The following is a 19540-nucleotide window of genomic DNA, read 5'->3' as shown; positions in this document are numbered from 1 at the left end:
GCGAGCCGCCCGCGAGCCGCGCGGGTCACGAGCGGGTCACGCGTGAGCGGGGAGGCGGAGCCGCGGGCTCAGGGGGACGCCGCCGCCACGTCCGGGCACGTGGTCCCGGGCGCGGGCAGGGTCCGCGAGACCAGATAGCGGTCCACCGCCTCCGTCACGCAGGGACCGGTGCCGTAGGCGCCGTGCCCCCATCCCTCGTAGGTGAGCAGCACCCCCGCGTCCCCGAGCTGCCGGGCCACCCGCACGGCCCAGTCGTGGCTGCTGACCGGATCGTGCAGCGAGTTGACCAGCAGCAGCGGACCGCCGCCCCGCACCCTGAGCCGGTGCTGCGGGTTGTTCACCGGCCGGGGCGCGCCCAGACAGGAGACGACGCCCAGCAGGGCGCTCGGGTACCGCATGTCGGGCGCGACCCTCGCGATCCGGCGCAGGTCGGCGGCGTACTCGCGGTGGGAGCGCACCGGAAGGCTCCAGTCCTGGCAGAAGATCGCGGGGAACGGGTGCGCCTCCGTCGCGGGCCGCTCCTCGGGGGGCGTCTCCCGTCGGGGCGACGCGCTCCCCGCCGGCCGCCGGCCCGCGTCCAGGGCGGCCAGGTACCGCGCCAGCCGCTCCCGGTCGGGCCCCTTGAGCGCCGTCTCCACCACGCGGCTGAGGGCGAACGCGTCCAGCCGCGTCCCCGGGGACCCCGGATCGGTCAACGCCCCGCGCTCGGCCCGGGCGAGCAGCCCCCGCCACACCGCGCGCGCGTCGCGTCCGTGCAGCGCGCAGCTCTCGGTGCGGGAGCACCACGCCACGAACCCGTCGAAGGAGTCCTGCTGCGCCGCCGCCTGCGTGACGAGGAACCTCCGTCTGCCCAGGCTGTGGTCGACGACGCTCTCCAGGACCACGGCCCGGACCCGGTGCGGGAACACCTCCGCGTACTGCTGCCCGAGCAGGGTGCCGTACGAACTGCCGTGGAAGGTGAGCCGCTCCTCGCCGAGCGCGGTCCGGACCGCGTCGAGGTCGCGCACCGCCTGGAGCGTGTCCACGTGGTCGTACAGCCCGCGGCTGTGCCTCCGGCAGTCCTCGCGCAGCCGGCGGTTGTACTCCACGGCGGCGTCGAAGTCGGCCTGGTCGGTCAGGACGGGCGAGGGCCGCTCCTCCAGCAGGGCGGTCGAGCACCGGACGGGTCCGCTGCGGCCCACGCCGCGGGGGTCGATGCCGACGACGTCGAACCGGTCGCGCACCTCGTCGCTGAACCGGTGGTCCTCCACCACCTTCCGCACCCCGGAGTCGCCGGGGCCGCCGGGGCCGAACACCAGCGAGCCGACCCGCGCGTCCGGGTCCCGAGCCGTGCGGCGGGCCAGTCCGAGAGCGAACCTCGGCCCGTCCGGCCGGTCCCAGTCCACCGGCACCGACAGGGTGCCGCACTCCGCCGTGGCGTCCTCCCGGCACGGCGTCCAGTCGACGCGCGGTGCCGTGCCGCGCGGCTCCGCGGCGCTCGCGGCGGCACCGGTGACGGCGCCGGGGGACGAGGCGGCCACGGCGAGGAACGCGCCCCACGCCACCACCGCCCGCCCCACCCGCCGCCGTGCGCGCCCCGCGCCCGGTAAACGGCTCTCCACCATGGAACTCCCTCCGGCCCGCGGCCGGGCCGCCGACCGGCCCGTCCCACCGCTGTCCGGATCGTCGCGCGCCGCGCACCGGCCGGACATCGGGAACCCCCCGGAGAACCCCCGGTCCGGCCGGGCCGGCTCTCGGGTTCATCCCGTGGGGGTTTCGGCCCCCGATCGGCGGGACGGGCGGCGCTCCAGGTGCGCGACGACGCCGGCGTGGAAGCGGTGCACGGCGTCGTCGACGCTGCGGATGAACCCCGTCTCGGCGTTGCCGCGGGTACTGCCCATGCCCTTGAGGAGGGACAGCCGGAAGCCGGTGATCCGGGCACCGTCCTTCGGCAGGATGTCGCCCGGCTCGGGCCGCAGCCGTTCCAGGGTGCCGCGCGGCCCGCCCCCCTGGCCCTCGACGAGGGTCTCGACGTGCAGGTCGGCGGGCGCTTCGGCGAGCTGCCGGACCAGGCGCTTGGCCCAGGCGAGGGGGTAGCCCTGCTCGGGGGCGGGGATCTCGATGGACGTGCGCAGCCGACCGGTGCGCAGGTCGGCGGTGATGGCGAGGATGCCGGGCGTGCCCTCGACGCGCAGTTCCGCGTACAGGCGGCCGTCCCGGCAGAGCCGGTCGGCGAGCGCGGCACGGCGGGAGTGCGGGTCCGTGCCGCGCCGGGCGCGCTGGACGGGCAGGACCTTCCGGCCGAGTTCTCCGCCGAGCCGCAGGCAGACCTGGCGGACGAGCCGTTCCCAGCTCTCGACGACCTCCAGCGCCCGTTCGTCGCCCTGGCAGAGCGTCTCGGTGTCGATGGCGTTGCGCACCGGCACCCAGGCCGGTCCCATGTTCTGGAAGCCGTGGCACCCGGAGTTCTCGTGCCGGAGGTAGTGCAGGAGTTCCTGGAGAAGCCACGCGTGGGCGGCGTTGCCGACGCCCTCGTGGCGGATCAGCATCTGGGCCTGGTGCGCCACCTCGGCCCAGGACAGGTGCCGCAGGGCCACCTTGTGCTTGCGGCGCCGGTCGATCCTGACGTCGACGAGAGGGCTGCCCTCCAGGGCCACGTCGTTGGAGAGGGTGATCACGGCCTCGTAGCCGCGTCGAGCGGCGATGTCCATGTAGTCCTGAACCTGTTCGGCCTTGAGCGGGTTGCCGTTGGTCTTGGTCTCCACCAGGGCCGTCCAGAGCTTGCCCGCGCGCTCGACCCTGATCACGCCGTCCGGACGCTTCGGGGAGTCCCCGTGCGGCAGCGACACCTCCGTGAACGTCTCCATCCGCCCCGCCGGAGCCCCGAAGGCGGCGGTGAGGCGGCGTCCGAACTCCGGTACCTGGGCCATCACCGACAGCAGGATGGAGGTCGCCCGCGTCTCGCGCTCCCGGTCGCTCTTCAGCGAGGAGACGGGGAAGAGGCGGGCCTGCCGCCAGGAGTCGTTCTCGGCCAGGGACTTCCTGGCGACCCTGGGCAGCGTGACCTTCTTCCGGGCCGTGCGAGGACGCCGGGCCGGAGCGGGCGACGGCTCCTCCGCCGGCGTCCGGCGGTCCGGTTGCCGGGGGACGGCGGGCAGCGGCTCGGCAGGCTTCTCGGTCTCCGGCGCCCCGTCCGACCCCGGCTCCGGCCCCGGCTCCGGCGTCGCTTCCAGCACCGGAGCCGCCGTCTCCGCCTCGGCGTCGTCCTCGACGTCGAGGCCGAAGTCCGTCGCCAGGCCCGCCAGGCCCGTCTCGTAACCCTGCCCGACGGCCCGGAACCTCCAGCCCCCGCCCCGCCGGTAGATCTCCCCGAAGATGAAAGCGCTCTCCACCCCGGCGTCCTCGATGGAGAACCCGAGCAGGACCTCGCCGGCGCGGTCGGCGAGCGTCATCCGCAGACCGTCCAGCTCGCCGAACCGGGCGCCCCCGTAGCGGCTGGCCCCGACGACGATGCGCTCGACGTCGGGCGGGATCGCGGTCAGGTCGAGGCTGATCCGGTCCTCACTGCCGTCGGCCGTCGGTGTCTTGCCCAGGAGCTGCACACTGCCGTCGACCGCGGCCGGGTTGTTGTAGAAGAAGAAGTCCGCGTCCCCGCGCACCTTTCCGTCGGCGCCCAGCAGCAGGACGGAGACGTCCGCGTCCCCGTCGCCCGTGGCGCTGCTCCAGCTCAGCCCCAAGGCCACGGAGTCGACGTCCTCGCTCAGGCTCGCCAGGTCGACGTTGGCGCCCTTGATCATCTCGTGCATGCGCCCCCCGGTACGCGGTCGCGCCAGGGCACCGGCGAACGACCACTTGATGTCGGTTGACTGAGTGCACACTTCACGCGTGCAAGACGAACCTTAACCCTGGAAAACGCGTTTCGGGGGTGAACCGGGCAAGTGGTACGGAGGACGGCCCGGCCCGGGCGTGGTGCCCGGGCCGGGCCGTCGGGTGGTCCCGTCCGGATCGGCGTCAGATGAGGCCCTGCGCCACCATGGCCTCCTCCACGAGCTCGAAGCCCGCGATGTTGGCGCCCGCCACGTAGTCGCCGGGACGGCCGTAGCGCTCGGCCGTGGTGTGGCAGAGGTGGTGGATGTGCCGCATGATCTCGGTCAGCCGGGCCTCGGTGTGCTCGAAGGTCCAGGAGTCGCGCGAGGCGTTCTGCTGCATCTCCAGCGCGCTGGTGGCCACGCCGCCCGCGTTGGCGGCCTTGCCCGGGCCGAACAGCACGTCGGCCTCGCGCAGCACCTTGATGCCGCTCGGCGTGGTGGGCATGTTCGCGCCCTCGCCGACCGCCTGCACACCGTTGCGGACCAGGCGCACGGCGTCGTCCTCGTCCAGCTCGTTCTGGGTGGCCGACGGCAGGGCCACCTCGCACGGCACCTCCCAGACCCGGCCGCCGGGGACGAAGCGCGCCCCGCTCCGCTCGGCGTACTCCGACAGCCGCCCGCGCTCGGTCAGCTTGACCTGCTTCAGCAGCTCCAGGTCGATGCCCTTCTCGTTCACCACGTAGCCGCCGGAGTCGGAGCAGGCGATCGGCACGGCGCCGAGCTGGCTCGCCTTCTCCATGGCGTAGATGGCAACGTTGCCGGAGCCCGAGACCACCACGCGCTTGCCGTCCAGCTCCTCGCCGCGCGTCTTGAGCATCTCGGCGGTGAAGACGACCAGGCCGTAGCCGGTGGCCTCGGCGCGGGCCTGCGAGCCGCCCCACAGGACGCCCTTGCCGGTCAGGACGCCGGCCTCCCAGCGGTTGGTGATCCGGCGGTACTGGCCGAAGAGGTAGCCGATCTCCCGCGCGCCCACCCCGATGTCGCCCGCCGGGATGTCCGTGTACTCACCCAGATGGCGGTACAGCTCGGTCATGAAGGACTGGCAGAAGCGCATGACCTCGGCGTCCGACTTCCCCTTGGGGTCGAAGTCGCTGCCGCCCTTGCCGCCGCCGATCGGCATGCCGGTCAGGGCGTTCTTGAACGTCTGCTCGAAGCCGAGGAACTTGATGATCCCCAGGTTGACGGACGGGTGGAAGCGCAGACCGCCCTTGTACGGGCCGAGGGCGCTGTTGAATTCCACCCGGAAACCGCGGTTGACGTGCGTCCGCCCGGCGTCGTCGGTCCAGGGGACACGGAAGATGATCTGCCGCTCCGGCTCGCACAGCCGCTCGACGAGGGATTCGTCCAGCAGCTCGGGGCGTCGGGCGAAGACCGGCTCCAGTGACTCCAGAACCTCCCAGACGGCCTGGTGGAACTCCTTCTCACCGGGGTTGCGGTGCAGTATCCGGTCGTAGAGCTTCTCGATCACGCGTTCTCCTTGAAGGTGCGGCTCCTTGGGTCCGCCGTCCCGCTGTCCCCCGCGAGACCCGTACAAACGCATGACGCCGAGCACCCGAAGGTGCTCGGCGTCAACGTCGACGTGCGGACTTCCAGCGTGACACGCTTCCGCCGCGACTTCCCCCCGGGGGGGCGTCCCCGGCCGAAACCCCGTCCCCACCGCACGCCGTCGCCCGTACGGTCGGCGTCCGAACGGTGACGGTGAGCCACGGACGGAGCCGCGGGGTGTCCGGGATGTCCGTTGCGCACGAGACTCATCCCAGGCCGAGCCGACGCAGCCACGGAACCTTCCCAGCCAGTCGCGCCGATCGATGTGTTCACTCTCCGCGACGATCGGCAAGCGGACAGTGGACCGCCGGAGGAGGGCAGGGCTAGCATCCCGGCGTGGAAGACGCGCAAAGCACTCCGGTGACTCGTGAGGAGATGCGACGACGTTGGTCGTCTGCAACGCCGAGGGAACGACGCGACATGCTGCGCAGCGCCCTTGCCCATGAGCGGGACACCCCCGAGGGCGCAGCACGAGATCGAAAACGCAAACTGATCTTCTACACGTTCTTGACCGCGGTCATCATCGGTGGGGCCGTTTACCAATTGCTCACACAGTAGTCACGGATCAGCCGGCGACGACTCGACTCAATGCCATGGCAGCCAGCAGGCACCCAAGAGCTCCCCAGCTGAAAGTGACCTGCCGTCGCCGCCAACCCACGACACCCAGCCCGGCGCTCACCAAGGCCAGCGCGGTCACCAGAAGGCCGCCGAAGGTGAAGTCCCCTGTGAAAGCGGCACCGAGCAGAGCGGCAAGGAACCCCAGGGAGAAGAGGATCCCAGCGGCCAACCCCGTGTTGTAGATCAAGCGGTTGGGATCGTCCTTCCGGTCTGTATGACGGGCTTTCTGACCCCGAGTGGCAGACATGAGGGTCATCCTAGCGCCGGAAGCCCCACTAAAACAGTCAAAGACACACGGAGAGTCATGACTTTTAGAGTCGATCCGGGCGATCTGGAGGATTACGGGAAAATGGTCGCTCGCGCCAAAGAGGACGCCCGGGAGGGCAAAGAATATCTTAACCGATACGGAGACATCCCTCCGGGATCCCAAGGTCTCTTTACCAGGCCCTTTGATTTCCATGGAACCTTGAAAGGAAACGTGGAGAGGGTTCTAAACCGACTTCACTCCCTCCTGGACGCTTCCTCCAGGGAGCTGGACAGATCGGCGGAGTACTATCGCAAGACCGATCTGGAAGAGGCTGCCAGGATGGACGCCCTCCTGCCGCCGGCGAAACGCTGAGACACCACCATGAGCTTTAAAGACGTCGCCGAGCCCACCACCCATCTCAAGCCACCTGAAACTCCGGAAGAGTTCAAGAGCCCCCTCGAAGTACTGAACAAGGCGGGCGATCTCATCAGCCCGACTTACTGGATGAATGAAATCATTGCAGCGTCCACAGGATTCAATCCCTTGGACAAGGCGAAAGAGTATTTCGCGGGGGATTGGGAGGCGTATGCGAAGTGTGCCCAACTATGGGAAAACATCGGCAAGATGTGCGCCGACATCGCCGATAATGTTCACGCAGGGAATCGAGAACTCGACGCCACCTGGGACGGAAACGGGGCGGACTCCGCGTTCGTCTACTTCAAGAACCTGGCCGATCGGTGCGAAGATCTGCAGTCCGATCTGAAAATCCTGAGCGATAAATATGGCGTGGTCTCACACGGCGTATGGTCCACAGCCGAAGCAGTCGGTGCGATTCTCGCCCAGATCGGTGATGCTGCCGCCACGGCAGCGATCGCTGCCGCCGCCGGCACGATGACCACTTGGACCGGATGGGGCGCGGCCGTCGGGTACGGGTTGGCCGCCTTCGAAATCTTGAGAATCATCGAAATGTGGAGCAATGCCACCAAACTGATCAACAAAGGTCAGATCATCGTCAACAGCGCCATGGGAAGCATGGAAACGGTCGGTGGCGAGCTGGCGGGAAAGCTGCACGACTTCCCACTTCCCGGCCGCGCGTATGACAACCCTCTGGTTCAATAAAGCCACAACGAAAAAGAGGTTTCAGAGTGCCCCAGGAAAACGGGCGCCCCGAACCCGAGGTGGACGATCTCGAGTTCCAGAACGAAAACCGCGATCGCGTTCAAGCCCGCGCACTGCGCAAACAACTGCAGCAGCTGGCGCAGGGAGGCGCAGGAAGCGTACTTCAGGAGATGGCCAGAGAGATCCTTTCCGGCCGAGTGGGACTGAGTGAAGCCATGCGTGTGCCTGCTTACGCGGAAGCTCTGGGAGAAAAGGTTCGAACCTTCAGAGAATCATGGGAGAGGATGACGCCGGAGGAACGCGAGAAGCAAAAGTCCGAAGCCCGACGCTTCCTCGAGGTCCAACGTCAAGAAATCGAGCGAGAGAACCGGGAGTCAGGAGGTCGCCGCTGACCCCTTCGCTTCCGGAAGGACGCAACGACAGGCAGGGGAGGGCGAGCTCCCAGGCGTTCGCGGGACACTTCCACTGCGCTTGGGGTGATTTTTCCGACATGCACGAGGCAATTCGCGTCTGCGTGCCCCGGATGACCTCACCCCGGGTTGTGTCGACTCGTCCCGGCCGCAACGACGACGCACGACACGGAATCCAGCCACCCGGATACGACTGGGTGGACGAGCGGCACGGAGTGGATCACGCCACGGCCGACGGTCGAGATCGAGTCGGCCGGAGAGGATTCCTCGCCGGTGCTGCCGATGCTCGTATCGAGAGACTCGTCCCTCGGGAACGGGACAGGCCACGGAGTCTCAAGGCCCCCGTCGACATCCGTTTTCCCGACTAAACCGTCCTGTTCACAGGGGCACCGCTGTTCGCCTCATGCCGCCCCCTGGCTCCCGCACCCTGGGGGAAGCTCGTACACCTCCAGGACAGACGTTCGAGCGATGCCGCCGGCCGGTGAGGCGCTCTTGGAAAGAAACCCGGGAAGAATCTAGGTTAGGTTCACCTAACCAACCGGCGGCCCGTTGGGCGGCCCTGTGACGCGTACCTGGACAACCGACCCGCCCGAGGTGGAAGCCCGTGTCCGTCGTTCTCCCGCCCTCCGCCGCCCCGCGCTCCGCCTACCCGGCCCGGGTGCTCCCCGAGCGGCTCCGCCGCAGGCTCCTGGAACTGGCGGAGGGGCGGGAGCCCGTCTCCGCCTACCTGTACGACGGGGAGGTCGCCGCCGGGCGCGCACGCGCGCTGCGCGCGGCGCTGCCGGAGTGGGCGGCCGTCCACTACGCGGTGAAGGCCAACTCCTTCCCCGGCGTGGTCAGGGCGCTGGCCCCGCACGTGGACGGCTTCGAGGTCGCGTCGCGGGCCGAGTTGGAGCTGGCGCTGGCCGCCCTCCGGGAGAAGGGCGAGGGCGGCTCCCCCGCGTCCTCCGCAGCCCCCGCGCCCGGCGGTCCCGTCCCCGTCGTCGCCGCCGGGCCCGCGAAGTCCGTGCCCGTCCTGACCGCCCTGGTGCGGGCCGGGGTCGAGGCGATCAACGCCGAGAGCCCGCTGGAGCTCCACCGCATCAGCCGGATCGCCGTCGCCGAGGGGACCACCGCCCGGGTGGCGCTGCGCGTCAACCCCGCCGACATCCCCGTCACCGGTTCGCTGCGCATGGGCGGCGCGCCGTCGCAGTTCGGCGTCCCCGAGCCCGACGTCCCCGAGGTGCTGCGCGAGGCGCTGCGGCTGCCGGGGCTGGACGTGACCGGCTTCCACATCCACGCCGCGTCCAACAACCTCGACGCCGACTCCCAGGCCGCCTACCTGCGGTGGTGCGTGGAGTGGAGCGTGCGGGCCGCCCGCGAGCACGGCGTCGAGCTGCGCCACGTCGACATCGGCGGCGGCATAGGCGTGGCGTTCGAGGAGCTCGCGGGCGAGGAGTCGTTCGACGTCGCCCGCTTCGGGGAGCTGGCCGGGCGGGTGGAGCCGCCGCCCGGGGTGCGGGTGGTCCTGGAGCCGGGACGTTTCCTGGTCGCCGACTGCGGCTGGTACGCGGCCGAGGTGACCGACGTCAAGCACAGCTACGGCGCGGTCTTCGTGGTGCTGCGCGGCGGCATCAACCACTTCCAGCTCCCCACCTCCTGGGATCTGGTGCACAACATCGCCGTGCTGCCCGTCGAGCGCTGGCCCGAGGGCCTGCCGCGCCCCGAGGCGGCCGACGCGCGGGTGACGGTCGTCGGCGAACTGTGCACGCCCGAGGACACGTTGGTGCGCGATGTCCGGGTGGACCGCGTCCGCGCGGGCGATCTGGTCGTTTTCCCCTACGCGGGCTCCTACGGCTGGGAGTTCGCGATGCACAGCTTCCTCGGCCACCCCGTCGCGGAACGCCATCTGCTCTGACCGCCCCCGGTACGGCCGCGGCCGTACCGACGCCACCTCCTGACGGAGCGTCACGCCATGACCGTGTCCACCACGTCCCCCACGCCGGCCCCCACGCCGGCTCCGACACCGCCCGCCGTCGCGGCCGACGCCATCCTGCGGCGTCAGCGGGCGCGGGAGTCCTCGGCCCGCACCTACGCCCGCTCCTTCCCCGTCGTCCCGGCCCGCGCGTACGGCACGACGATCGAGGGCGCCGACGGGCGCCGCTATCTCGACTGTCTCTCCGGCGCGGGCACCCTCGCCCTGGGCCACAACCATCCCGTGGTGATCGAGGCCGTGAAGCGCACCGTGGAGAGCGGGGCCCCGCTGCACGTGCTGGACCTGGCGACGCCGGAGAAGGACGAGTTCACCGACGCCTTGTTCGCCACGTTGCCGCCCGTGTTCGCCGAGCGGGCCCGCGTCCACTTCTGCGGGCCCGCCGGGACGGACGCGGTGGAGGCGGCGCTGAAGCTGGCGCAGACCGCCACCGGACGGCACGGTCTGCTGGCCTTCACCGGCGCCTACCACGGGATGACGGCCGGCGCGCTGGCCGTCTCCGGCGGGGTGGCCGTCAAGCGTCCGGTGTCCGGGATCGCCGCCGACGTGACGCGGCTGCCGTACCCGTACGCCTACCGCTGCCCGTTCGGGGTGGGCGGCGAGCGCGGGGCGGAGCTGTCGGCCGCGTACACCGAGCGGCTGCTGGACGATCCGAACGGGGGCGTGGTGCCGCCCGCCGCGATGATCCTGGAGGCGGTGCAGGGCGAGGGCGGCGTGGTGCCCGCCCCGGACGGGTGGCTGCGCGCGATGCGGCGGATCACCGCCGAGCGCGGAATTCCGCTGATCGTGGACGAGGTGCAGACCGGGGTGGGGCGCACGGGCGCGTTCTGGGCGGTCGAGCACAGCGGGATCGTGCCGGACGTGATGGTGCTGTCGAAGGCGATCGGCGGCAGTCTGCCGCTGGCGGTGATCGTCTACCGCGAGGAGTACGACCGCTGGTCGCCCGGCGCGCACACCGGCACCTTCCGCGGCAACACCCTGGCCATGGCGGCCGGCGCGGCGACCCTGCGGTACGTGGCGCGCGAGGGCCTGGCGGAGCGGGCCGCCGAGGTCGGCGCGCGGATGACGGCCCGGCTGGACGCGCTCCGCGCCGAGCTGCCCGCGATCGGCGACGTGCGCGGGCGGGGCCTGATGATCGGCGTGGAACTGGTCGATCCGGAGGGCGCGCCCGACGCCTGCGGGGCCCGTCCCCCCGCGCCGGGGACGGCGGACCGGGTGCGGGCGGCGTGCCTGGAGCGGGGATTGATCGTGGAGTTGGGCGGACGGTACGACTCGACGGTGCGGCTGCTGCCGCCGCTGGTGATCGGCGACGAGGAGGTCGAGGCCGTCCTGGACCGGCTGGCCGACGCGATCGACGCGGTGACCGGCGGCCGGGAGGCCGCCCGCGGGGGCGTCGTCCGGCGGAGCGCGGGGCGCCGGGGCGCCGGATGGCCGGCATGACGAGCCGCGTCCACGGGCCGGGAGCCCACGGGCCGGAAGTCCGCGGGACGGGAGCGGCCCGTCTCCCGACGGCGCGCGGCGCCGCGGACGAGCCCCCCGGCGCGTCCGGCGCGCCCGCCCTGTCCGGCGGTACGGCCGGGCCGGCCGCCCTGGAGCCGCTGCTGCGCACCGTGCTGGCGGCCCTCGCCGAGGGCGCCGGGCGGCGCGGCGGACCCGTCCCCGCCACCACGCCCGGCGAGTTGGCCGCGCACGTCGCCGAGGAGTTCGCGGCGGCCTCCGGCGGGGAGGCGCTGCACCGGCTGACAAAGCTGCTGGCGTACGGCGGCGCCGACCCGGCCGACCCGTCCTGCGCCGCGCACCTCCACTGCCCGCCGCTGGCCGTCGCCGTCGCCGCCGACCTGGCGGTCTCCGCGCTCAACCCCTCCCAGGACTCCTGGGACCAGGCCCCGGCCGCCACCGAGCTGGAGACGCTGCTGCTGGACGAACTGGCCCGCCTGGTGGGGTACGGCGACGAGGCCGCCGGGGTGCCGACCTCCGGCGGCACCGAGTCCAACCTGATGGGCCTGATGCTGGCCCGCGACCGGGTGCTGGGCCGCGCGTCCGGGCGGCGGGTCGAGCTGGGCGGCGTGCCCCGGAGCGGGCCGCGTCCGCGCGTGTTCGCCTCCGCCGCCGCGCACTTCTCCGTCCGGCGGGCGGCGGCCCTGCTGGGCCTGGGCGAGGACGCGGTGGTGCCCGTCGCCGTCGACCACGGGCTGCGCATGGACCCGGACGCCCTGGCCGGCGCCCTGAAACGGTGTGTGGACGGCGGCGAGCTGCCGGTCGCCGTGGTCGCCACCGCCGGGACCACCGACACCGGCGCGGTCGACCCGCTGCGCGCCTGCGCGGAGGCGGCGGCCGAGGCCGGCGCCTGGCTGCACGTGGACGCGGCCTACGGCGGCGGCGCGCTGCTGTCGGACCGGCTCGCCCCGCTGCTGGACGGCGTCGAGCTGGCCGACTCGGTCTCCCTGGACTGGCACAAGCTGGGCTGGCAGCCCGTCGCGGCGGGCGCGTTCCTGGTGCGGCGCGCGGAGACGTACGCCTCCCTGGCCCGGCGCGCGGCCTACCTCAACCCGCGCGACGACGAGGAGGCCGGCTACCCCAGCCTGCTGGGTCTGTCACTGCGCACCACCCGGCGCGCGGACGCGTTCCCCATGGCCGTCACCCTCCGCGCGCTGGGGCGCGCGGGCCTGGGCCGTCTGGTGGACGCCTGCCACGACCTGGCGCTGGCCGGGGCCGCGGCGGTGCGGGCCCACCCGCGGCTGGAGCTGCACCACGACCCCGTCCTGACGGCCTTCCTCTTCCGCTACCTGCCGGCGTCGGGCCCCGAGGACCCCGGGCGGGTGGACCGGATCAACGCCGCGCTGCGGCGCAGGCTGCTGCGCGCGGGGCGCGCGGTCGTCGGCCGCACCGAGCTGCCGGGCGAGGGACCGGGCCGGGTCCGCCTCAAGCTCACCCTGCTCAACCCGTACGCGACCCCGGCCGACGTCGAACGGCTGCTGGACGCAGTCGCCGCGGCGGGCCGGGCGGAGGAAGAGGAGGCGCCGTGAGCCCCGAACCGTGGACCGGGGACCCGTCCGCGCACGCCGGCGACCCGCTGGACCACCCCGACGTCCTGCGCGCCGCCGACGCCGCCGCGACGGAGCGGCTGCTGCGCGCGTACGTCCGCGAGACCGGCACCGAGGTCCCGCCCACGGGGCGGGTGCTGTACCTGCGCCTGCCCCTCGGCGGAACGGCGCTGCGCGTCCGGGTGCGGTACCGGTCGGCGACGGGATGGCACCGCTTCGGCAGGGCGCGCGTCGTCACCTCCGAGCGGGGCGGCGGCCTCCCGGCCGACGTCGCGCTGGTGGCGGCGGCGCTGGTCCGGGAGAGCGTCCTGGGCCGAGGGCGTCTCCCCCACACGGGCGTGGACGCGGTGGGCCGGGTGCTGGACTCCGCCCGCCGCACCGCCGTCCACCTGGCCCGGCGCCGGGAGGAGCCCGCCGGCACGACGGGCCCGACGCCGTTCCTGGACGCCGAGCAGGCGCTGCTGCTGGGCCACCCCTTCCACCCCGCGCCCAAGAGCCGCGAGGGGGCGTCCGAGGCCGAACTGGACGCGTACTCGCCGGAGGTGCGCGGCTCCTTCCCGCTGCACTGGTTCGCCGCGCACCCGGACGCGGTCGTCGGCGAGAGCGCGGACGGCCGTCCCGTGGCGGACCTGCTGCGCGCGCTCGCCACGGACGTGGGCGTGCCCGAGGGGTGGGTTCCGGTGCCCGCCCACCCCTGGCAGGCGCGCGAGGTGGCCGCCCGTCCGGAGGTCGCCGCCCTGCTGGACGCGGGGCTGCTGCGCCCGCTGGGCCCGGCCGGTCCCGCCTGGCACCCGACGTCCTCGGTGCGGACCGTGCACCGGCCGGACGCGGCGGCGATGCTCAAGCTGTCGCTCGGCATGCGGATCACCAACTCGCGCCGCAACAACCTCCGCGGCGAGCTGCGGCTGGGCGTGCGGGCCGCCCGGCTGCTGGCGGCCGGTCCCGAGGACGGGACCGGGCGGCCCGGCCCGGCGGCCTGGCTCCGCGCCGAGCACCCGGAGTTCGGCGTCCTGCGGGACTTCGCCTGGGTGTCGGTGGGCACCGGCGACGCGGAGACGGGTCTGGAGACGGCGATCCGCGACAACCCCTTCCGGGGCTCCTCCCGCGGCGGCACCGGCGACGCCCTGTGCGTGGCCGGGCTGGTGGCCGAGCGCACCGGTCCGGGCGACGGCTCCCCGCCGCCGTACCGCGCCCCGCTCTGCGCGGCCGTGGAGCGCGCCGCCCGTGCCCTGGGCGTCTCCCGCGCCGAGGCGTCCGCGCGGTGGCTGACCCGCTACCTCGACGTGCTGGCCGTCCCGCTGATCCGCCTCCGGGCCCGCTACGGCATCGCCCTGGAGCCGCACCACCAGAACACCCTGGTGGCCCTGGACGGCGACGGGCTGCCCGCCGCCGGCTGGTACCGCGACAGCCAGGGCTACTACGTGGCCGCCTCCCACGCGGCCGAGCTGGACCGGCTGCTGCCCGGGGTGGCCGAGGGGGTGGAGCTGGTCTTCGACGACGCGTTCGTCGACGAGCGCGTCGTCTACTACCTGGGCGTCAACAACCTCCTCGGACTGGTGGGCGCCTTCGGCGCGTACGGCCTGGCCGACGAGGAGGAGCTGCTGCGCGTGCTGCGCGGCGCGCTGGACCGGCTGCGCGCCGCCGAGCCCGGCGCCGAGGGCCTGCTGGACCCGCTGCTGGACGCGCCGGCCCTGCGCTGCAAGGGCAACTTCCTGACCTGCGTGGACGGACTCGACGAGCTGGTCGGCGACGTCCACACCCAGTCCGTCTACATCGACCTTCCCAACCCCCTCGCGGAGGTACAGCGGTGACCGATCGCCCCACCCCGGCGCACGGCGCGAACGACGGCGTGAACGGCAGCCCGAACGACGGCGCGAACGACGGCGTGAACGGCACGGCACGCGGCGCCGTACACGACGGCGTGTACGACCTGCTCGGCGTCGGCATCGGTCCGTTCAACCTCTCCCTGGCCGCCCTCTGCGACGGCGTACCGGGGCTGAGCGCCCTCTTCCTCGACCGCCGGCCGGCCTTCTCCTGGCACCCGGGCCTGCTGTTGGAGGGCACGGTCCTCCAAGTCCCGTTCCTGGCCGACCTGGTGACCATGGCCGACCCCACCAGCCGCTGGTCGTTCCTGAACTACCTGCGCGAGCACGAGCGGCTGTTCCCGTTCTTCTTCTCCGAGCGCTTCCACATCCCGCGCCGCGAGTACGACCACTACTGCCGCTGGGTCGCCGAGCGCCTGCCGTCGTGCCGCTTCGACGCCGAGGTCACCGCCGTGGAGTGGGACGGGCGGGCCGAGGCGTTCGCCGTCGCGCACCGGTCGGCGGACGGGACCGAGGCGCGCGTCCTGGCCCGCCGGGTCGTCCTGGGCGTCGGCACCGGCCCGACCGTCCCCGAGCCGCTGCGCCCGCTGCTCACGCCCGCGCACGCCGGGCGCGTCCTGCACAGCGCCGACTACCGCGCCCACCGCACCGCCCTGGCCGCGCGGGACGACGTCACGGTGATCGGCGCGGGCCAGTCCGGTGCCGAGGTGGTGCTCGACCTGGTGCGGCACCAGGACGGCGAGGGGCGCGGCGGCCCGTACGTGCGCTGGCTGGCGCGCACCCCGGCGTTCGCGCCCATGGAGTACTCCAAGATCGGTCTGGAGCACTTCACCCCCGATTACCTCCACTACTTCCGCTCCCTGCCCGAGGCCACCCGCGAGCGGCTGGTGCGCGCGCAGTGGCAGCTCTACAAGGGCGTCAGCGAGGAGACGCTCGCCGACATCCACGACGAGCTGTACGAGCGGACCATTGGCGGCGGGCGCCCGCGCGCCGACCTCCACCCCGGCGTGGAGGTCACCGCCGCGCGCCCCGACGGCGACGGCTACGTCCTCGGCTGCCGCCACGCCGAGCAGGGCACGGAGTTCGAGATCCGCACCTCGGCGGTCGTGGCCGCCACCGGCTACGCGGCCGTGCGCCCGGCCTTCCTGGAGCCCCTGGAGAAGCTGGTCGACTGGGACGACAAGGGCCGCTACCGGGTCGACGGCGCCTACCGCGTCGCCCTCGACGCGACCGTCACCGGCACGCTGTACGTCCAGAACGCCGAGACGCACACCCACGGCGTGGGCACCCCCGACCTCACCCTGGGCGCGTGGCGGGCCGCGACGATCCTCAACTCCGCCGCCGGGCGGACGGTGGTGAGGGTCCCCCGACACGTGGCCTGGACGACCTTCGGAGCGCCCGGGCCGCGGACCGGGGAGGCCGCGCGATGACCCCCGCCCCCCGCGGCGTCTCCCACGGCGTCTCCCGCGGCGTCCCCCGTGAAGACCCCTGTGCCGTCTTCCGCGACGCCTGGGCGGAGGCGGGCCGGAGACTGCTGGTCAAGGCCGTCGAGGAGTTCGCGTACGAGGAGCTGCTCGTCCCCGTGCCCGGCCCCGAACCCGGCACCTGGCGGCTGGAGTTGGGGGACGGCGCCCACTGGACGTTCCGCGCCGCCCGCGGCACCTTCGGCACCTGGCGCCTCCTCCCCGACACCCTCCGCCGTCACCCGGAGCCCGGCGACGGCGAGGAGGCCGGCCCCGAGCGGCTGCTGCTCGACGCCCGCCCGGTGCTCGGCTGGGACGGCCCCACCACCGCCGAGGCGCTGCGCGAGCTGACCGCCACCCGCCGCGCCCAGGCCGAGGTCCTCGCCCGCGACCTGCCCGCCGCCGCCCTCGCCGACCTGGACCACCTGGACCTGGAGGCCCACCAGGACGGCCACCCCTGCATGGTGCTCAACAAGGGCCGGCTGGGGTTCTCCGCCTCCGACGCCGCCGCCTACGCCCCCGAGGCCGCCGGCGAGGTGCGGCTGCGCTGGGCGGCGGTGCACACCTCCCTGGCGTCGTACGCGGGCGTGCCCGGCCTGGACGACGCGACCCTCCTCGCCGAGGAGCTGGACCCCGCCACCCGCGAGCGCTTCACCGCCGCCCTGGCCGACGCCCTGACCGCCGCCCCGACCGACGCCCCGACCGCCCCGACCGACGCCCGCGCCCGGACCCCGTACGGCGCGCGGGACTTCGTCTGGCTCCCGGTCCACCCCTTCCACTGGGACGAGGCCGTCGAGACGCTCTTCGCCCCCTACCTCGCCGACGGCCGGATCGTCCCGCTCGGCGAGGGGCCGGACCGCTACCGGCCCCTCCAGTCGATCCGCACCCTCGCCAACCTCGACCACCCCGGGCGCCGCAACGTCAAGGTCCCCCTCCTCATCCGCAACACGCTGGTGTGGCGGGGGCTGTCCACCGAGCCGACGAAGGCCGCGCCCGACGTCAGCGCCTGGCTCCACGCGATCCGCGACGCCGACCCGTACCTGCGGGACGAACTGCGCTTCCACCCGCTCGGCGAGGTGGCGTCCGTGGCCGTGCGCCACCCGCTGTACGAGTCGGTGCGGGACGCCCCGTACCGCTACCACGAGCTGCTGGGCGCGGTGTGGCGCGAACCGGTGACCGCGCTGCTGCGCGACGGCGAGAAGGCCCGCACCATGGCCGCCCTGCTGAAGGTCGGCTCGGACGGGAGGGCCCTGGTGGCCGAGCTGGTGGAACGTTCCGCCCTGGCCCCGCGCGACTGGCTGGCCCGCTTCCTGGCGGCCCTGCTGCCCGGCCTGCTGCACTACCTCTACCGCTACGGCGTCGCCTACTGCCCGCACGGCGAGAACACCGTCGTCCTCTACGACGCCGCCGAGACGCCGGTCGGCGTCGCGCTCAAGGACTTCGCCGAGGACGTCAACCTGCTTCCCGGCGAGCGCCCCGAGTACGCCGGGCTCTCGGAGCGCGCGAACGCCGTCCTGCTCCGTTGGCCCGCGCACGAGCTGGCGCACTCGCTGCTGAGCGCCGTCTTCGCGGGCCACTTCCGCTTCTTCGCGCCCCTCCTGGAGGAGCATCTGGGCGTTGCCGAGGGCGACTTCTGGAGCATGGTCCGTGCCGAGGTCGACCGTTACCACGCCCGCTTTCCCGAACTCGCCGACCGGTTCGGGGAGTTCGGACTGTTCGCGCCCGTCTTCGACCGGGTGGCCCTCAACCGCGAACAGCTCCTGGGCGGTGGTTTCCACGACCGTGCCGAACGCGACGAGGGCTTCGACGTCGTCCACGGCACCGTCGTCAACCCCCTGGCCGGCGCACCCCCCACCATCGAGAGCAGCGAGGAGCCGACATGACCGAGGACATGACCGACCCCTACGAACACCTGCGCGCCGAGGCCCGGGCGGGCCGCGTCGAGGAGGTCGTCGTCGCCGTCCCCGACCTCCAGGGCCGGCTGATGGGCAGCCGGCTGTCCGTCCCCCACTTCCTCGACGAGGCGGCCCGGCAGGGCTTCGGCGCCTGCCTGTACCTGCTGTCCACCGACGTCGAGATGGACACCGGCCCCGGCTACGCCATCGACGCCTGGAACAGCGGCTTCGGCGACTTCGTCCTGCGCCCCGACCCGTCCACCCTGCGCACCCGCCTGCCCTGGGACGGCGGCACCGCGCTGGTCGTCGCCGACGCCGTCTGGCCCGGCGGGGCGCCGGTGGAGGTGGCGCCCCGCCGCATCCTGCGCGCCCAGCTCGACCGGCTGGCCGAACGCGGCCTCGTCGCGTACGCCGGGACCGAGCTGGAGTTCCTCGCCTTCACCGCCTCCTACCGCGAGGCGTGGGAACGCCGCTACACCGGCCTGCGGCCCGCCACCCGCTACAACGTCGACTACTCCCTCCAGGGCCTGGAGGGGATCGAGCCCGTCGTCCGCCGCATCCGCCGCGAGATGGTCCGCGCCGGGCTGGTCCTGGAGACGGCCCGCGCGGAGTGCCACCCGGGCCAGTACGAGATCGTCTTCCGCTACGCGGAGGCGATGGCCACCTGCGACAACCACGTCTTCTTCAAGAACGGCGCCAAGCAGATCGCCGCCGAGGAGGGCGTCGCGCTCACCTTCATGCCGAAGTTCGACGAGGGGGAGGGCAACTCCTGCCACGTCCACCTCTCCCTGCGCGACGAGGACGGCACGCCCGTCCTCGCCGACGACGGCGCGGACGACGGCATGTCCGAGACGATGCGCCACTTCGTCGCCGGGCAGCTCGCCTGCCTGCCCGACCTCGTCCTGCTGATGGCGCCCAACGTCAACTCCTACAAGCGCCTCCAGCCCGGCGCGTTCGCCCCGACGGGCATCGCCTGGGGACACGACAACCGCACCTGCCCGATACGGGTGGTCGGCTCGGGTCCGTCGCTGCGCATCGAGCACCGGGTGCCGGGCGGCGACGCCAACCCGTACCTGGCCGTCGCCGCCGCCGTGGCCGCGGGCCTGTACGGCATCGACAACCGCCTCCCCCTCCCGTCCCCCCACGCCGGCAACGCCCTCGACGACACCACCGTCCCCCGCCTGCCCGGCACCCTCACCGAGGCCCTGCACCGCTGGGAGACCAGCGAGATCGCCGCCAAGCTCTTCGGTGAGGAGGTCGTCGCCCACTACGCCCGCGCGGCCCGCACGGAGCTGGCGGCCTTCGAGCGGACGGTCACGGACTGGGAGCGGATGCGCGGCTTCGAGCGGTTGTGAGGCGGGGCGGTGATGCGGTGCGGTGAGACGAGGTGAGGCGAGGCCGTGGGACGGGGTCGCGGGGCGGAGCCTCGCCCCGGTCCCCGGCCTCGCCGGTACCCCGCTCCCCGGACGGGCCCGAACGGAAGTTCACGGAACGTGTGGCAGGCGCGACGGAGGGTCGTTACAGTGGGGAGCCTCATGTCCGCCCCGTGCGGTCGC

General features: G+C 73.2%; 15 protein-coding genes. 11 read left to right on the top strand and 4 right to left on the bottom strand.

The window, feature by feature from the left end:
• Positions 1 to 68 precede the first annotated feature (68 nt).
• The 3 genes from ABD335_RS30510 to gdhA form a co-directional block, all read right to left on the bottom strand.
• Positions 69 to 1604 (bottom strand): alpha/beta hydrolase, encoded by a 1536-nt coding sequence (locus tag ABD335_RS30510; protein WP_344329352.1) that lies wholly within the window; start codon positions 1602 to 1604, stop codon positions 69 to 71.
• 135 nt (positions 1605 to 1739) lie between these two features.
• The gene (locus ABD335_RS30505; protein WP_344329407.1) at positions 1740 to 3776 is read right to left on the bottom strand and encodes a TerD family protein; all 2037 of its coding nucleotides are present in this window, start codon (positions 3774 to 3776) and stop codon (positions 1740 to 1742) included.
• A gap of 214 nt (positions 3777 to 3990) precedes the next feature.
• Positions 3991 to 5388 (bottom strand): NADP-specific glutamate dehydrogenase, encoded by a 1398-nt coding sequence (gene gdhA / locus ABD335_RS30500; protein ID WP_425583788.1) that lies wholly within the window; start codon positions 5386 to 5388, stop codon positions 3991 to 3993.
• 341 nt (positions 5389 to 5729) lie between these two features.
• Here gdhA and ABD335_RS30495 point away from each other — a divergent pair, with 341 nt between their 5' ends.
• Positions 5730 to 5951, top strand: a complete 222-nt coding sequence (locus ABD335_RS30495) for a hypothetical protein (RefSeq protein WP_344329348.1) — start codon at positions 5730 to 5732, stop codon at positions 5949 to 5951.
• 7 nt (positions 5952 to 5958) lie between these two features.
• On the opposite strand, the gene ABD335_RS30490 is transcribed toward ABD335_RS30495, so the two are convergent.
• Positions 5959 to 6198: a hypothetical protein gene (locus tag ABD335_RS30490; RefSeq protein WP_344329347.1), complete on the bottom strand. Its 240-nt coding sequence runs from the start codon at positions 6196 to 6198 to the stop codon at positions 5959 to 5961.
• Positions 6199 to 6315: 117 nt separating this feature from the next.
• Here ABD335_RS30490 and ABD335_RS30485 point away from each other — a divergent pair, with 117 nt between their 5' ends.
• The 10 genes from ABD335_RS30485 to ABD335_RS30440 all read left to right on the top strand — a co-directional run bounded on the left by ABD335_RS30485 (position 6316) and on the right by ABD335_RS30440 (position 19339).
• Complete coding sequence (locus tag ABD335_RS30485) at positions 6316 to 6630, top strand: hypothetical protein (protein WP_344329346.1); 315 nt, start codon at positions 6316 to 6318, stop codon at positions 6628 to 6630.
• Positions 6631 to 6639: 9 nt separating this feature from the next.
• Positions 6640 to 7377: a hypothetical protein gene (locus tag ABD335_RS30480; protein WP_344329344.1), complete on the top strand. Its 738-nt coding sequence runs from the start codon at positions 6640 to 6642 to the stop codon at positions 7375 to 7377.
• 26 nt (positions 7378 to 7403) lie between these two features.
• A complete protein-coding gene (locus tag ABD335_RS30475; protein WP_344329343.1) occupies positions 7404 to 7769 on the top strand; it encodes a hypothetical protein in 366 nt (121 codons plus the stop codon).
• A 622-nt stretch (positions 7770 to 8391) separates the two neighbouring features.
• Complete coding sequence (locus ABD335_RS30470; protein WP_344329341.1) at positions 8392 to 9684, top strand: type III PLP-dependent enzyme domain-containing protein; 1293 nt, start codon at positions 8392 to 8394, stop codon at positions 9682 to 9684.
• 57 nt (positions 9685 to 9741) lie between these two features.
• A complete protein-coding gene (locus ABD335_RS30465) occupies positions 9742 to 11199 on the top strand; it encodes a diaminobutyrate--2-oxoglutarate transaminase (protein ID WP_344329340.1) in 1458 nt (485 codons plus the stop codon).
• Positions 11196 to 12785 carry a pyridoxal phosphate-dependent decarboxylase family protein gene (locus ABD335_RS30460; protein ID WP_344329338.1) on the top strand — a complete coding sequence of 530 codons (1590 nt, stop codon included), beginning with the start codon at positions 11196 to 11198 and terminating at the stop codon, positions 12783 to 12785. The genes ABD335_RS30465 and ABD335_RS30460 overlap by 4 nt, the downstream gene beginning before the upstream one ends.
• Positions 12782 to 14614 carry an IucA/IucC family protein gene (locus ABD335_RS30455; protein WP_344329337.1) on the top strand — a complete coding sequence of 611 codons (1833 nt, stop codon included), beginning with the start codon at positions 12782 to 12784 and terminating at the stop codon, positions 14612 to 14614. Before ABD335_RS30460 ends, ABD335_RS30455 begins: the two co-directional genes overlap by 4 nt.
• Complete coding sequence (locus tag ABD335_RS30450; RefSeq protein ID WP_344329336.1) at positions 14611 to 16056, top strand: lysine N(6)-hydroxylase/L-ornithine N(5)-oxygenase family protein; 1446 nt, start codon at positions 14611 to 14613, stop codon at positions 16054 to 16056. The genes ABD335_RS30455 and ABD335_RS30450 overlap by 4 nt, the downstream gene beginning before the upstream one ends.
• Positions 16053 to 17972: an IucA/IucC family protein gene (locus ABD335_RS30445; RefSeq protein WP_344329334.1), complete on the top strand. Its 1920-nt coding sequence runs from the start codon at positions 16053 to 16055 to the stop codon at positions 17970 to 17972. Before ABD335_RS30450 ends, ABD335_RS30445 begins: the two co-directional genes overlap by 4 nt.
• Complete coding sequence (locus ABD335_RS30440) at positions 17969 to 19339, top strand: glutamine synthetase family protein (protein WP_344329332.1); 1371 nt, start codon at positions 17969 to 17971, stop codon at positions 19337 to 19339. The genes ABD335_RS30445 and ABD335_RS30440 overlap by 4 nt, the downstream gene beginning before the upstream one ends.
• Positions 19340 to 19540 lie beyond the last annotated feature (201 nt).

It is taken from the genome of Streptomyces macrosporus, from assembly GCF_039533145.1.
Lineage (GTDB): Bacteria > Actinomycetota > Actinomycetes > Streptomycetales > Streptomycetaceae > Streptomyces > Streptomyces macrosporus.
The sequence above is the reverse complement of the archived record's forward strand: the minus strand, read 5'-3'. Positions and strand labels throughout refer to the sequence as shown.

What these genes read in the sequence shown, in the direction of transcription:
- ABD335_RS30510 (WP_344329352.1), bottom strand. Translation starts at nt 1,604, where the DNA reads ATGGTGGAGAGCCGTTTACCGGGCGCGGGGCGCGCACGGCGGCGGGTG.
- ABD335_RS30505 (WP_344329407.1), bottom strand. Translation starts at nt 3,776, where the DNA reads ATGATCAAGGGCGCCAACGTCGACCTGGCGAGCCTGAGCGAGGACGTC.
- gdhA (WP_425583788.1), bottom strand. Translation starts at nt 5,388, where the DNA reads ATGCGTTTGTACGGGTCTCGCGGGGGACAGCGGGACGGCGGACCCAAG.
- ABD335_RS30485 (WP_344329346.1), top strand. Translation starts at nt 6,316, where the DNA reads ATGACTTTTAGAGTCGATCCGGGCGATCTGGAGGATTACGGGAAAATG.
- ABD335_RS30480 (WP_344329344.1), top strand. Translation starts at nt 6,640, where the DNA reads ATGAGCTTTAAAGACGTCGCCGAGCCCACCACCCATCTCAAGCCACCT.
- ABD335_RS30465 (WP_344329340.1), top strand. Translation starts at nt 9,742, where the DNA reads ATGACCGTGTCCACCACGTCCCCCACGCCGGCCCCCACGCCGGCTCCG.
- ABD335_RS30460 (WP_344329338.1), top strand. Translation starts at nt 11,196, where the DNA reads ATGACGAGCCGCGTCCACGGGCCGGGAGCCCACGGGCCGGAAGTCCGC.
- ABD335_RS30445 (WP_344329334.1), top strand. Translation starts at nt 16,053, where the DNA reads ATGACCCCCGCCCCCCGCGGCGTCTCCCACGGCGTCTCCCGCGGCGTC.
- ABD335_RS30440 (WP_344329332.1), top strand. Translation starts at nt 17,969, where the DNA reads ATGACCGAGGACATGACCGACCCCTACGAACACCTGCGCGCCGAGGCC.